This is a genomic window from Streptomyces sp. NPDC041814 (assembly GCF_055590565.1).
The window spans coordinates 988,717-1,002,642 of sequence record NZ_JBVJAM010000001.1 but is presented as its reverse complement, the minus strand read 5'-3'; the positions used below and the strand labels follow the sequence as shown (position 1 = coordinate 1,002,642).

The window sequence follows — 13,926 nt, the reverse complement described above, 5'->3', positions numbered from 1 at the left end:
CCGGGCACGTGGCGTCAACTCGCCTGTGGAAAACGCCGCATGGGCCCTTCCCGGCCGCCCCGGGGCCGATTCCGGTCCGTACGCCGAAGGCCCCGCGGTCACCGACCGCGGGGCCTTCGTCTGCGGAACGTGACTATTCGACGGTGACCGACTTCGCCAAGTTGCGGGGCTTGTCGATGTCCCGGCCCATGGCCAGCGCCGTGTGGTACGCGAAGAGCTGGAGCGGGATGCCCATGAGGATCGGGTCCAGCTCGTTCTCGTTCTTCGGTACGACGATGGTGTGGTCGGCCTTCTCCTGGACCTGGTGGGCCACGGCGAGGATGCGGCCGCTGCGGGCCTTGATCTCCTCCATCGCGGCGCGGTTCTTCTCCAGCAGGTCGTCGTCCGGCACGATCGCCACGGTCGGCATCGCGGGCTCGATCAGGGCGAGCGGGCCGTGCTTCAGCTCGGAGGCGGGGTACGCCTCGGCGTGGATGTACGAGACCTCCTTGAGCTTCAGCGACGCCTCACGGGCCACGGGGTAGCCGCGCACCCGGCCGATGAACATCATCGACTTCGCGTCCGCGTACTCGGCGGCCAGCCGCTTGATCTCGTCCTCGCCCTGGAGGATCTCGCTGATCTGGGCGGGCAGCTTGCGCAGGCCCTCGATGATCCGCTTGCCGTCGGCCACCGACAGGTCCCGGATGCGGCCCAGGTGCAGGGCGAGCAGCGCGAACGCGACCACGGTGTTGGTGAAGCACTTGGTGGAGACCACGCACACCTCGGGCCCGGCGTGCACGTAGGTGCCGCCGTCCGCCTCGCGGGCGATCGCCGAGCCGACCACGTTGACCACGCCGAGGACGCGGGCGCCCTTGCGCTTCAGCTCCTGGACGGCGGCCAGCACGTCGTACGTCTCACCGGACTGCGAGACCGCGACGTACAGCGTGTCGGGGTCCACGACCGGGTTGCGGTAGCGGAACTCGGAGGCGGGCTCGGCGTCCGCGGGGATGCGGGCGAGCTCCTCGATCAGCTGGGCACCGATCTGGCCCGCGTGGTACGAGGTGCCGCAGCCCAGGATCTTGATGCGGCGGACCCCGCGCGCCTCGCGGGCGTCCAGGTTGAGGCCGCCCAGGTGCACAGTGGAGAAACGGTCGTCGATCCGGCCGCGCAGCACCCGGTCGACGGCGTCCGCCTGCTCCGAGATCTCCTTGTGCATGTACGTGTCGTGGCCGCCCATGTCGTACGACTCGGCCTCCCACTCCACGGTGGTCGGCGTGGCCGTCGTGGTCGAGCCCTCCGTGGTGTACGTACGGAAGTCGTCGGCCTTCAGGGTGGCCATCTCGCCGTCGTCCAGAGTGACGACCTGGCGGGTGTGGGCGACCAGGGCGGCGACGTCCGAGGCGACGAACATCTCCTTCTCGCCGATGCCGAGGACGACCGGGGAGCCGTTGCGGGCGACCACGATGCGGTCGTTGAAGTCGGCGTGCAGGACGGCGATGCCGTAGGTGCCCTCGACGGAGCGCAGGGCCTCCCGGACCTTCTCCTCCAGCGTCCCGGCGTCCGAGCGGGCGATCAGGTGGACCAGCACCTCGGTGTCGGTCTCGGAGAGGAAGACGACGCCCTCGGCGGTCAGCCGGGCGCGCAGCTCGGCGGCGTTGTCGATGATCCCGTTGTGGACGACGGCGACCTTGCCCTCGGCGTCCAGGTGCGGGTGGGCGTTCTCGTCGCTGGGGGCGCCGTGGGTGGCCCAGCGGGTGTGGGCGATGCCGGTGGTGCCGGCGAAGCGCTTGGGGACCCGGGACTCCAGCTCGCGGACCCGGCCCTTGGCCTTGACCGACTTCAGCGCGGCGGGCTTCCCGGCCGCGGGCTTCCCGGTGATCACGATCCCGGCGGAGTCGTAACCCCGGTACTCCAGCCGCTGCAGGCCCTCCAGCAGCAGCGGGGCCACGTCACGCTTTCCGATGTAACCGACGATTCCGCACATAGAGCGTTCTGTCCTCCGACGACGAACAAGTTAAGGGGTACCCGGCCGTGAGTCGGCCTCAGCCGTAGACGATCCGGCGCAGCTGGCGGAGCGAGAGCTCCGGCGGCGCGACCGCGCGGTGCGGCAGTTCGGCCGCGATCCGCTCGAAGATCTCCGTGTTCACCAGGCCGCCGGCCTGCAGTTCGCGGTGGCGGCGGCGGACGAAGACCTCGGTCGTCTCGTCGAAGTACGCCAGCACGTCGAGGATCACCCGGGCGGCTTCGCCGCGGGGCAGCGTGGTGCTGCGCACCACGTGGTCAATGAGGTCGTCGTACGACGAGAGGCGTTCGAGCACTCGTCGATATTGCGGCGGAAGAGGGTCGAGCGCAACAATCCTGCCCGATATCGGGCAGGGAACGGCGATACTGGCCCTCTTTTTTCTGGCTTGGGTGGATTCGTGGGGGGCGCCCCAGGGGGCGGGGGAGGGGTCGGCGCGGGAGTGGTCGGAGCCGAAAGGGTGAATGTGCACATAAGCCACAAAAGCTCATCAGGGTGCCTGGGTGACCAACGCCGGTAAGTGGTCTACACCTTGACCACCCGTGAGACGCGCGGTACGCATGGCGACGGAGAAAGGTCAGGAGACCCCGCAGAGTGACCCCCAGAAAGGGACCCGGCTTGTGAGACTGCACACGGTACGTCGCAGTGCTCTTCCCCGTGCGCTGCCCCGGCTCCTCGGCTCGCTGCTACTCGTCGCGGCGGCCGGTGTCTCCAGCGCGTGCGCCGCCCCCCAGGCGTCCGCCGCGGGCACCGCCACGGCGGCGTGGGCGCCCAGGCCGCTCGGCCAGGTGGTGCCCGCCCCCGCCTCGGTCAGGCCCGGCGGCGACCCGTACGTCCTCAACGGCTCCACCAGAATCCGGACCATCGGCGCCTCCGGCGAGGCCCGGAAGATCGGCGACTACCTGGCGGGGCTGCTGCGCCCCTCCACCGGGTTCGCCCTGCCCGTCACCGCCAAGGACGGCGCCGACGGCATCCGGCTCCGGCTCGACCCCCGGGCCGGCAAGCTGGGCGCGGAGGGCTACACGCTCACCTCCGGGCGCGGCAACGTCACCATCACCGCCAGGCAGCCCGCAGGGCTCTTCCACGGCGTCCAGACGCTGCGCCAGCTGCTCCCGGCCCAAGTCGAGCGCGACACCCGCCAGAAGGGCCCCTGGAGGATCTCCGGCGGCTCCATCACCGACACCCCGCGCTACGCCTACCGGGGCGCGATGCTCGACGTCGCGCGCCACTTCTTCTCGGTGGACGAGGTCAAGCGCTACATCGACCAGGTCGCCCAGTACAAGTTCAACACCTTCCACATCCACCTCTCCGACGACCAGGGCTGGCGCATCGCCGTCGACTCCTGGCCGAGGCTGGCCACGTACGGCGGCTCCACCGAGGTCGGCGGCGGGCCCGGCGGGTACTACACCAAGGAGCAGTACAAGGAGATCGTGCGCTACGCGGCCTCCCGCTACCTGGAGGTGGTCCCGGAGATCGACATGCCGAGCCACACCAACGCCGCGCTCGCCTCGTACGCGGAGCTGAACTGCGACGGCGTCGCGCCGCCGCTCTACACCGGCATCAAGGTCGGCTTCAGCACGCTGTGCGCGGGCAAGGACGTCACGTACGACTTCATCGACGACGTCGTCGGCGAGGTGGCCGCGCTCACGCCCGGCCGCTACTTCCACATCGGCGGCGACGAGGCGCACTCCACGACCCACGAGGACTACGTGGAGATCATGGACCGGGCCCAGGCGATCGTCGGCAAGTACGGGAAGACCGTGATGGGCTGGCACCAGCTGACCGGCGCCCACCCCGTGCAGGGCGCCGTCGCGCAGTACTGGGGCTACGACAAGACCAGCGCCGCGGACCGGCAGCAGGTGGTGGACGCGGCGAAGAACGGCACGAAGCTGGTGCTGTCCCCGGCCGACCGGGTGTACCTCGACATGAAGTACACCGACGAGACCGTGCTGGGCCTGAAGTGGGCCGGCACCGTCGAGGTCCAGCGCAGTTACGACTGGGACCCGGGGACGTACCTCACCGGCGCCCCGGAGAGCGCGGTGCTCGGCGTCGAGGCGCCGATCTGGGCCGAGACCCTGACCGACAGCGACGACATCGACGCCATGGCGTTCCCGAGGCTGCCCGGCGCGGGCGAGCTCGCCTGGTCCCCGGCGTCGACGCACGACTGGGACACGTACAAGGTGCGGCTCGCGGCGCTCGGGGAGCGGTTCACCGCCCAGGGCATCGACTACTACCGCTCGCCCCAGGTCCCGTGGCCCGCGTCGGAGACCGGCGGGAACTGACACGAAACCGCCCCGGCGGCCGGGTTTCCGGCCGCCGGGGCGGTGAACGGCCGTGTCAGGCGACCTTCTTGGCGTTCTCGATGGCCTTCGCCAGGTCCTCCAGGATCGGCGCGCACTTGTCGTAGCTGTAGATCGGCTCCGTCGTACGCGGAATGACCTGGCCCGCCTTGACCGCGGGCAGCTGCGCCCAGGTCGGCTTGGAGGTGAGGGCCTCGGGCTGGAGGGCCGAGGAGCGGTTGTCCATCATGATGATGTCGGCGTCGTACTTGTCGACGTTCTCCCAGCTCAGCTCCTCGAAGAAGCCCGCCGAGTTCACCTTCGGCGCCACGAACTCCACGCCCAGCTCCTGGAAGTACAGGGTGTCGGCGGACATCTTGGCGAGCGAGACGTAGAACAGGTCCTGGCTGGCCGAGCCGACCATGACCCTGATTCCCGGCTTCGACTTCGCGGCCGCGCGCAGCCGGGCCGCCGCCTTCTCGAACCGCGTCTTCGCGGCGGTGACCTTCGCGGACTTCACATCGGCGCCGAGCGAGGCCGCCAGGTCCTCGTGGCGCTGGATCGCCTTCGGGATCGTGGTCTCGGCGGCCCACAGGGCGACGCTCGGGGCGAGCTTCAGGATCTTGTCCTTGGACTGGTCCGGCACGTACCAGAGGGCGTCCTTCTCCCACATCGCCGTGACCAGCAGCTCCGGGCCGAGCTCCGCGTACTTCTCGACGTTGAACTCGCCCCAGACGTTGCCCAGGATCTCGACCTTGCTGATGTCGAGGTCCCCGGCCTGCACGTCCGGCTTGCCGTCCTTGGTCTTCGTCGGGCCGAAGACCGCCTTGACCTCGATGCCGTAGTCGTGGAGGGCGGCGGCGACACCGGTGAACGCGACGATGTTCTTGGGTATGGACTTCGCCTCGGCGACCTGGCCCCGGTCGTCCTTGAACTTCCACGGCCCCGCGTCGGCGCTCTTGGCGCCCGAACCTGCGGAGTCCTTCGCGTCGCTGCCGCCGCAGGCCGCCAGTACGGCGCCGAGACCAACGGCGCCGCCCATGGCCAGCAGGCCGCGGCGGGTGGGACGGGACACTCGGGTAGTGCTCATGACGGAGTCCGCTTTCGTACGAGCCGGGGACCGGCCGGTGACACGTTCGAGGGAAGGTTAGCCTAACCTCATGGTGTGTCCACCAGGGGCCCCGGCCCGTACGGGCCCGGGGTCGGGTCAGGCCTGCAACCCCAGCTCGCGGGCGATCAGCATGCGCTGGACCTCGCTGGTGCCCTCGCCGATCTCCAGGATCTTGGAGTCGCGCCACATGCGGGCCACCGGGTACTCGTTCATGAAGCCGTAGCCGCCGTGGATCTGGGTCGCCTCGCGGGCGTTGTCCACGGCCACCGTCGAGGAGTACAGCTTGGCGATGGCCGCCTCCTTCTTGAACGGCTCCTCCGCCAGCAGCCGCGATGCCGCGTCCCGCCAGCCGATACGGGCCATGTGCGCCCGCATCTCCATGTCCGCGATCTTGAACTGGATGGCCTGGTTGGCGCCGATCGGCTTGCCGAAGGCGTGCCGCTCGGCCGCGTACTTCACCGACTCGTCCACACAGCCCTGCGCCAGGCCCGTCGAGAGCGCCGCGATGGCGATGCGGCCCTCGTCCAGGATGCGCAGGAACTGCGCGTAGCCCCGGCCCTCCTCGCCGAGCAGGTTCTCCAGCGGGACGCGGACGTCGGAGAAGGACAGCTCCCGGGTGTCCGAGGCGTTCCAGCCGACCTTGGAGTAGGGCGCGGCCACCGTGAAGCCCGGGGTGCCGGAGGGGACGATGATCGAGGAGATCAGCGGGGCGCCGTTCTCCTTGCGGCCGGTCACCGCCGTGACCGTGACCAACTCCGTGATGTCCGTACCGGAGTTGGTGATGAAGCACTTGGAGCCGTTGATCACCCACTCGCCCGCCGCCTCGTCGCGCACGGCCGTCGTCCGCGTCCCGCCCGCGTCCGAGCCGCCGTCCGGCTCGGTCAGGCCGAACGCGCCCAGCGCCTCGCCCGAGCAGAGCTTCGGCAGCCACCGCCGCTTCTGCTCCTCGGTGCCGAAGCGGTAGACCGGCATCGCGCCCAGCGATACGCCCGCCTCCAGCGTGATCGCCACCGAGGAGTCGACCCGGGCCAGCTCCTCCAGGGCGATGCCGAGCGCGAGGTAGTCGCCGCCCATCCCGCCGTACTCCTCGGGGAAGGGCAGCCCGAACAGGCCCATCCGCCCCATCTCGCGCACGATCTCGTACGGGAACTCGTGCCGCTCGTAGAAGTCGCCGATCTTCGGGGCGACGACGTCATGGGCGAACTCCTCGACGGTGCGGCGGAGTTCCTCGTGCTCGGCGGTCAGCCGGTGGTCCAGGGACATCGGGGGATCACTGCTCCTTGTGGGACAGGGCGCGGACGGTGCGGGAAGGGCTGGGTCGGCCCAGATGACCGGCGAGCCACACGCTGGTGGCGGTGAGCTCGCCGAGGTCGACCCCGGTTTCGATGCCGAGGCCGTCGAGCATCCACACGAGATCCTCGGTGGCGAGATTTCCGGTCGCGCTCTTCGCGTACGGGCAGCCGCCGAGGCCGCCCGCCGAGGCGTCGACCGTGGACACGCCGTGCCGGAGCGCGGCGAGGGTGTTGGACAGGGCCTGCCCGTACGTGTCGTGGAAGTGCACGCCGATCACGTCGGTGGCCACCCCGGCCTCGTTCAGCCCGGTCAGCAGCGCCGTCACGTGGCCGGGGGTGGCGACGCCGATGGTGTCGCCGAGGGACAGCTCGTCGCAGCCGAGGTCCATCAGCGCCCTGGCGACCCGGACGACCTGCGGGACGGGCACGGCGCCCTCCCAGGGGTCGCCGAAACACATCGACAGGTAGCCGCGCACGTGCACCGACTCCGCCTTGGCCCGGGCCACCACCGGCGCGAACATGGCCAGCGACTCGTCCACCGTGCGGTTGAGGTTGCGCGCGGCGAACGTCTCCGTCGCCGAGCCGAACACCGCGATCCCGCGGGCCCCGAGCGCCAGCGCCCGGTCCAGCCCGCGTTCGTTCGGCACGAGGACCGGCAGCGCCACGTCGCCGACGTCCGCGATGTCGCCGAGCATCGGGAACAGCTGCTCGGCGTCGGCGAGCTGGGGCACCCACTTGGGGTGCACGAAGCTGGTGGCCTCGATGGTGGTCAGTCCGGCGACCGCGAGCCGGCGGATGAACTCCGCCTTCACCTCGGTCGGGACGACCTCCTTCTCGTTCTGGAGGCCGTCGCGGGCGCCGACCTCGTGGATGCGGACCCGGGCGGGCATTCCCTCGGCGGGCACGGCCATCGGCAGGGCGCGGGCTTCGGCGCTCATGCGTCCTCCCCGGCACCGGCGGCGGGCACGACCACGGCGAGCACCTGGTCCATGGCCACCGTGGACCCGGCGGTCACGTCGAGTTCGGTCACGGTGCCGGCGTGCGGCGCGGAGATGACGTGCTCCATCTTCATCGCCTCCACCACCAGCAGGCTCTGCCCGGCGGCGACCTCGTCCCCGACGGCCACCTTCACCACGGTCACCGTCCCGGGCATGGGCGCGGCGAGAGTGTCCGCGCCGGAGCGGGCGGCGCCGGTCAGCGACGCCTCGACCGGGTCGTGGTCGCGGACGTGCCAGCTGTCGCCGTCCCGGCCGATCCAGTGCCCCTCCGGGGAGACCGCGTACGCGAACACATGGGTGACTCCGGCGAGTTCGAACGCGATCCGGCCGTCACCGGCCGCGAGGGTCCTGGCCTTCTCCGCCGTACCGGGGAGCGGCCCGAGCGGTCCGCAGGACCCCGATTCCGGGGCGGGCGGGCTCGCGCCCTCGCCGACATGGCCGAACGTCAGCTCCGTGTCCCCGCCGCCGCACGGCCGCAGGCCCACCTGGACCGGGTCGTGGCCCGGGATGTGGAAGTCGAGCACCGTCCGGGCCGGGGCGCCGCCGAGCCGCCAGCCGTTCCCGGCGGAGAACGGGTCGGCCCAGGCGCCGGGCGCGGGGCGGGCGGCGGCGGACGCGGTGTGCTGCCGCAGCAGTGCGGCGGCCGCGTACACCTCCTCCGGCACGCCCTCCGGGACCAGCGCGGCCACCTCGCGCTCCACCAGACCGGTGTCCAGCTCGCCCGCCACCACGGCCGGGTGGGCCAGCAGCCGGCGCAGGAAGCCCGCGTTGACCGGGACGCCGAGGACGACCGTCTCCGCGAGGGCCACCCGCAGCCGGCGCAGGGCGGTCGCCCGGTCCGGGCCGTACGCGATGACCTTGGACAGCATCGGGTCGTACAGGCTGCCGACCTCGCCGCCCCCGACGAGCCCCGAGTCGGTGCGGACCCCGCCGCCCTGCGGTTCGTGGAGCGCGAGCACGGTGCCGCCGGAGGGCAGGAAGCCGCGGGCCGGGTCCTCGGCGCAGACCCGGGCCTCCACGGCGTGCCCGGTGAGCGTGATGGCGTCCTGCCCGTACGGCAGCGGCTCACCGGCGGCGACGCGCAGCTGCCACTCCACCAGGTCGAGTCCGGTGACCAGCTCGGTCACCGGGTGCTCGACCTGGAGGCGGGTGTTCATCTCCATGAAGTAGTACGAGGACGGGTCGTTGCCCGGGACGATGAACTCCACCGTGCCCGCGCCGACGTACCCGCAGGAGCGGGCCGCCTGGACGGCCGCCTCGCCCATCGAGGCCCGGGTCGCCTCGTCCAGCAGGACGGACGGGGCCTCCTCGATGATCTTCTGGTGGCGGCGCTGGAGCGAGCACTCGCGCTCGCCCAGGTGGACCACGTTGCCGTGCGCGTCGGCCAGGACCTGGATCTCGATGTGGCGCGGCCGGTCGATCCACCGCTCCACCAGCAGCGTGTCGTCGCCGAAGGAGGCGCGGGCCTCGCGCCGGGCCGCCGCGATCTCGTCCGCGAGCAGCGCTGCGTCCCGGACGAGCCGCATGCCCTTGCCGCCGCCGCCGGCCGAGGGCTTCAGCAGCACGGGCATGCCGATGCCGGCAGCAGCCTCCGCCAGCTCGGCGTCGCTCAGCCCGCTCCCGGAGGAGCCGGGTACGACGGGGACGCCCGCGGCGGCGACCGTCTCCTTGGCCCGGATCTTGTCGCCCATCAGCGAGATCGCGGTGGCGGGCGGCCCGATGAAGACCAGCCCCGCCTCCGTGCAGGCGCGGGCGAACGCCGCGTTCTCCGCGAGGAAGCCGTAGCCGGGGTGGACCGCCTGCGCACCGGTGCGGCGGGCGGCCTCCAGGAGGCGGTCGGCGCTCAGATAGCTCTCGGAGGCGGGCGCGGGGCCGATCCGTACCGCCGTGTCGGCCTCCCGTACGTGGCGCGCGTCGGCGTCCGCGTCGCTGAAGACGGCGACCGAGCGGACACCCAGCTCGCGCAGGGTCCGGATGACCCGGACCGCGATCTCGCCGCGGTTGGCGACGAGGACCGTGTCGAACATCGTCATCTCTTCCTCACATCCGGAAGACGCCGAAGCCGGCGTCGCCCAAGGGCGCGTTGGCGCACGCGGTCAGGGCGAGCCCCAGCACCTGCCGGGTCTCCAGCGGGTCGATCACCCCGTCGTCCCAGAGCCGGGCGGTGGCGTAGTAGGCGTTGCCCTGGGTCTCGTACTGCTCGCGGATCGGGGCCTTGAAGGCCTCCTCGTCCTCGGCGCTCCAGTCGTCGCCCAGCTGGTCGCGCTTGACCGTGGCGAGGACGGACGCGGCCTGCTCGCCGCCCATGACGGAGATCTTCGCGTTGGGCCACATCCACAGGAAGCGGGGGCTGTAGGCCCGGCCGCACATGGAGTAGTTGCCCGCACCGTAGGAGCCGCCGACGACCACGGTCAGCTTCGGCACCCGGGTGCAGGCGACGGCGGTGACCATCTTCGCGCCGTGCTTGGCGATGCCGCCGGCCTCGTAGTCGCGGCCGACCATGAAGCCCGAGATGTTCTGGAGGAAGACCAGCGGGATGCCGCGCTGGTCGCACAGCTCGATGAAGTGGGCGCCCTTCTGGGCGGACTCGGAGAACAGGATGCCGTTGTTGGCGACGATCCCGACCGGGTGGCCGTGGATGTGCGCGAAGCCGGTGATCAGCGTCGTGCCGTACTCCGCCTTGAACTCGGCGAACCGCGAGCCGTCGACCACCCGGGCGATCACCTCGCGCACGTCGTACGGCGTGCGCGAGTCGACCGGGACCGCGCCGTAGAGCCCGGCCGGGTCCACCTTCGGCTCCTCGACCGGCCGCACCGACCAGGGCAGCGCGCCCCGGTCCGGCAGCGTGGCCACGATGTTCCGGACGATCCGCAGCGCGTGCGCGTCGTCCTCCGCGAGGTGGTCGGTGACGCCCGACGTACGGGAGTGCACCTCGCCGCCGCCCAGCTCCTCGGCCGTGACCACCTCGCCGGTGGCGGCCTTCACCAGCGGCGGGCCGCCCAGGAAGATCGTGCCCTGGTTCCGGACGATGACGGCCTCGTCGCTCATCGCCGGGACGTACGCCCCGCCCGCCGTGCAGGAGCCCAGGACCGCCGCGATCTGCGGGATGCCGGCCCCCGACATCCGGGCCTGGTTGTAGAAGATCCGGCCGAAGTGCTCGCGGTCCGGGAAGACCTCGTCCTGCATCGGCAGGAAGGCGCCGCCCGAGTCCACCAGGTAGAGGCAGGGGAGACGATTCTCCAGCGCCACCTCCTGGGCCCTCAGGTGCTTCTTCACGGTCATCGGGTAGTAGGTGCCGCCCTTGACCGTCGCGTCGTTGGCGACGACCACGCACTCCCGGCCGCTGACCCGGCCGATCCCGGCGATCACCCCGGCGGCCGGGGCGGCGCCTCCGTAGAGCCCCTCGGCCGCCAGCGGGGCCAGCTCCAGGAAGGGCGAGCCCGGGTCGAGCAGGGTGTCCACCCGCTCCCTTGGCAGCAGCTTGCCGCGCGCCACATGCCGGGCGCGGGCCCTCTCACCTCCGCCGAGCCTGGCCGTGGCGAGCCGCTTGCGCAGCTCGTCGGCGAGCGCGTGATGCGCCGCCTCGTTGGCCTGCCAGGCCGCCGAGGCGGGATCCGCCGCGCTCGTCAGCACCGGTGCCTGCTGCATCGTGTCGAGCCCCCTTGCCCGTACCGCGCCGTTCCGATCGCCAACGCCACCGTGTTAATGAGCGTTAACGTGATCACAGGTTAACGAGCGCTAACCCGCCTGTCTAGAATGGCTGCTCATGAGCACCCATGCCGCCGCCCGCGTCGCGGCCCCCACCCGTCGCGAGCAGATCCTCCGGGAGGCCGCCCGGCTCTTCGCCGAGCGCGGCTTCCACGGTGTCGGCGTAGACGAGATAGGGGCCGCCGTCGGCATCAGCGGCCCCGGCCTCTACCGGCACTTTCCCGGCAAGGACGCGATGCTCGCCGAACTCCTCGTCGGCATCAGCGAACGGCTGCTGGCCGGGGGGGAGCTCCGGGTGTCCGAGGACGCCGCCTCCGGCGACGGATCGCCCGAGGCCCTGCTGGACGCGCTCATCGAGGGCCACATCGACTTCGCCCTCGACGACCGCCCCCTGATCACCCTGCACGACCGGGAGCTGGACCGCCTGCGGGACACCGACCGAAAGCGGGTGCGCCGGCTCCAGCGGCAGTACGTCGAGGTGTGGGTCGCCGTCGTCCGCGACCTCTACCCGGACCTCCCCGAGCACGAGGCCCGCGCCGCCGTCCACGCGGTGTTCGGCCTGCTGAACTCCACCCCGCACCTGGGACGCCCCGGCGCGCTGCCCGGGCGCGCCGAGACGGCGGCGCTGCTGCACCGGCTGGCCCGGGGCGCCTTCGCCGCGGCGGGGGAGCAGCAGGCGGGCTGACCGGTCCGCGGACCACCGGGACGCCGCGCAGGCGCCACGGCACAATGGCCCCATGCCGATACCCAGCCGCGCCGCCCTCGTCGAACACCTCGTCCGTACGCGCATCGCGGGGGACGTCGCCACCCCGCGCGACAACAACCTGGCCCACTACCGCAGCCTGGCCAACGGGGACCGGCACTACTGGCTGGGCCTGGAGCTGGGCGACCGGTGGCGCGACGAGCAGGACGTGCTGGCCGTGATGGCCGAGCGGTGCGGGGTCAGCGACGACCCGGAGCACCGGTTCGGGCAGGACACCATCGACCCCGAGCTGACCGTCGACGCCCTGGAGCGGGCCGCCGCCCGGCTCCGCAAGGCCGTCGAGGGCGCCGAGCGGGTCCTCTTCGCCACCGGCCACCCCGGCGGCCTGCTCGACGTCCACCGCCAGACCGCGCAGGCGCTGCGGGCGGCCGGCTGCGAGATCGTACGCATCCCCGGCGGGCTGATGGCCGACGAGGGCATGGTCTTCCAGTTCGCCGACGTCGCCGTCCAGGAGCGCGGCGCGACGCTCTGGCACACCCACTCCCCGGCCCCGATGGCCGCCATCCTCGACGGCCTGGAACGCGAGGGCCGCCCGCTGCCCGACCTGGTCGTCGCCGACCACGGCTGGGCGGGCTGCGCCGCGCAGCGCGGCCTGGACGCCATCGGCTACGCGGACTGCAACGACCCCGCCCTGTTCCTCGGCGAGTCCGAGGGCACCCTCCAGGTGGCGGTCCCGCTGGACGACCACGTCCTGGACCCGCGCTTCTACGACCCGATGACGGACTACCTGCTGGACGCGGCGGGGCTGCTCTGAGGCTTCACGACCCCTCCTCCTCCGCCGCGCGGGCCCGGCGGCGCGCCTCCCGGCCCGACGTGGGGTCCAGGTACACCCGCTTGATGGACGCGTACCGCTGCCGCAGCCGGCGCTCGGCCTGCTCGCACGCCGTCTCGACCTGCTCGGCGGTCACCGTGTCCCGGAAGTCGACCTTCGCGGCGACCAGGATCTCGTCCGGCCCCTGGAGGAGCGTGGTCAGCTCCAGTACGGAGATGAGGTGGTCGACGCCGAGCAGCTCCTCCCGGATGCCGTCCCGCATCGGCCGCGACACCGGCCGCCCGATCAGCAGCTGGACGTTGGACCGGCCGAGCACCCACGCCACGTACACCAGCAGTACCCCGATGAGCAGCGAGGCGATGCCGTCCCACACCCCGGACCCGGTCAGCTGGCCGCCGAGCAGCCCGCCCGCCGCGAGCAGCAGGCCGAGCAGGGCCGCCGAGTCCTCCATCACGACGGCCTTGACGGCGGTGTCCGGGGTGCGCCGGAAGTAGTGCCGGGCGGGCGCGCCCAGGCGGACGGCCTCCTCGCGGACCTGCTTGAGCCCGGTCCGCAGCGAGAAGCCCTCCAGGAGGAAGGCGACGACGAGCACGAGGTACGAGATGAGCGGGTCGCCCAGGTCCTCGCCCGCGAGCAGGGTGTGCACCCCGTCGTAGATCGAGAAGACCGCGCCGCCGACGAACGTGGCGACGGACGCCAGCAGCGCCCAGATGTACCGCTCGGGGCCGTACCCCAGCGGGTGGTCCTCGTCGGCCGGCTTCTCGCTGCGCTTGAGCGCGGTGAGCAGCAGGACCTCGGTGACGGTGTCCGCGACCGAGTGCGCCGCCTCGGAGAGCATCGCGCTCGACCCGCTGATCAGCCCGGCGACCGCCTTCGCCACGGCGATGCCGAGATTGGCCAGCGCCGCGACGACGACGGTGAACGTGGACCCCCCGCCACTGCTTTTCGCGTCAGTCATGCCGGTGAGTATGTCCGCGCCCGGCCCGCTCATGTCCGACGCGCGG

At 72.0% G+C, this 13,926-nt stretch carries 11 protein-coding genes; 3 read left to right on the top strand and 8 right to left on the bottom strand.

Going from position 1 to position 13,926, the window contains the following annotated elements; translation table 11 throughout:
* Positions 1-133: 133 nt before the first annotated feature.
* Both glmS and ACZ6C6_RS04450 read right to left on the bottom strand, forming a co-directional pair.
* On the bottom strand, positions 134-1,963 hold the full coding sequence (gene glmS, locus ACZ6C6_RS04455) for a glutamine--fructose-6-phosphate transaminase (isomerizing) (RefSeq protein ID WP_365681624.1): 1,830 nt from the start codon (positions 1,961-1,963) through the stop codon (positions 134-136).
* A gap of 58 nt (positions 1,964-2,021) precedes the next feature.
* Positions 2,022-2,297, bottom strand: coding sequence for a hypothetical protein (locus tag ACZ6C6_RS04450; RefSeq protein ID WP_018105728.1), 276 nt, complete (start codon positions 2,295-2,297; stop codon positions 2,022-2,024).
* A gap of 322 nt (positions 2,298-2,619) precedes the next feature.
* Between ACZ6C6_RS04450 and ACZ6C6_RS04445 the strand changes: the two genes are divergently transcribed.
* On the top strand, positions 2,620-4,281 hold the full coding sequence (locus ACZ6C6_RS04445; protein ID WP_469198924.1) for a beta-N-acetylhexosaminidase: 1,662 nt from the start codon (positions 2,620-2,622) through the stop codon (positions 4,279-4,281).
* 55 nt (positions 4,282-4,336) lie between these two features.
* Here ACZ6C6_RS04445 and ACZ6C6_RS04440 read toward each other — a convergent pair whose 3' ends face one another.
* The 5 genes from ACZ6C6_RS04440 to ACZ6C6_RS04420 form a co-directional block, all read right to left on the bottom strand.
* Positions 4,337-5,320, bottom strand: coding sequence for an ABC transporter substrate-binding protein (locus ACZ6C6_RS04440; protein WP_469199331.1), 984 nt, complete (start codon positions 5,318-5,320; stop codon positions 4,337-4,339).
* A gap of 165 nt (positions 5,321-5,485) precedes the next feature.
* Positions 5,486-6,652 (bottom strand): acyl-CoA dehydrogenase family protein, encoded by a 1,167-nt coding sequence (locus tag ACZ6C6_RS04435; protein WP_469198922.1) that lies wholly within the window; start codon positions 6,650-6,652, stop codon positions 5,486-5,488.
* 7 nt (positions 6,653-6,659) lie between these two features.
* A complete protein-coding gene (locus ACZ6C6_RS04430; RefSeq protein ID WP_469198920.1) occupies positions 6,660-7,619 on the bottom strand; it encodes a hydroxymethylglutaryl-CoA lyase in 960 nt (319 codons plus the stop codon).
* The gene (locus ACZ6C6_RS04425; protein ID WP_469198919.1) at positions 7,616-9,712 is read right to left on the bottom strand and encodes an acetyl/propionyl/methylcrotonyl-CoA carboxylase subunit alpha; all 2,097 of its coding nucleotides are present in this window, start codon (positions 9,710-9,712) and stop codon (positions 7,616-7,618) included. The genes ACZ6C6_RS04430 and ACZ6C6_RS04425 overlap by 4 nt, the downstream gene beginning before the upstream one ends.
* Positions 9,713-9,719: 7 nt before the next feature.
* Complete coding sequence (locus ACZ6C6_RS04420) at positions 9,720-11,327, bottom strand: carboxyl transferase domain-containing protein (protein WP_018105734.1); 1,608 nt, start codon at positions 11,325-11,327, stop codon at positions 9,720-9,722.
* A 118-nt stretch (positions 11,328-11,445) separates the two neighbouring features.
* Between ACZ6C6_RS04420 and ACZ6C6_RS04415 the strand changes: the two genes are divergently transcribed.
* On the top strand, positions 11,446-12,072 hold the full coding sequence (locus ACZ6C6_RS04415; protein ID WP_469198916.1) for an SACE_7040 family transcriptional regulator: 627 nt from the start codon (positions 11,446-11,448) through the stop codon (positions 12,070-12,072).
* A 52-nt stretch (positions 12,073-12,124) separates the two neighbouring features.
* The gene (locus ACZ6C6_RS04410; protein WP_073965093.1) at positions 12,125-12,904 is read left to right on the top strand and encodes a phosphatase; all 780 of its coding nucleotides are present in this window, start codon (positions 12,125-12,127) and stop codon (positions 12,902-12,904) included.
* Between the two features lie 4 nt (positions 12,905-12,908).
* On the opposite strand, the gene ACZ6C6_RS04405 is transcribed toward ACZ6C6_RS04410, so the two are convergent.
* Positions 12,909-13,880 (bottom strand): cation diffusion facilitator family transporter, encoded by a 972-nt coding sequence (locus ACZ6C6_RS04405; protein WP_469198914.1) that lies wholly within the window; start codon positions 13,878-13,880, stop codon positions 12,909-12,911.
* Between the last annotated feature and the right edge of the window lie 46 nt (positions 13,881-13,926).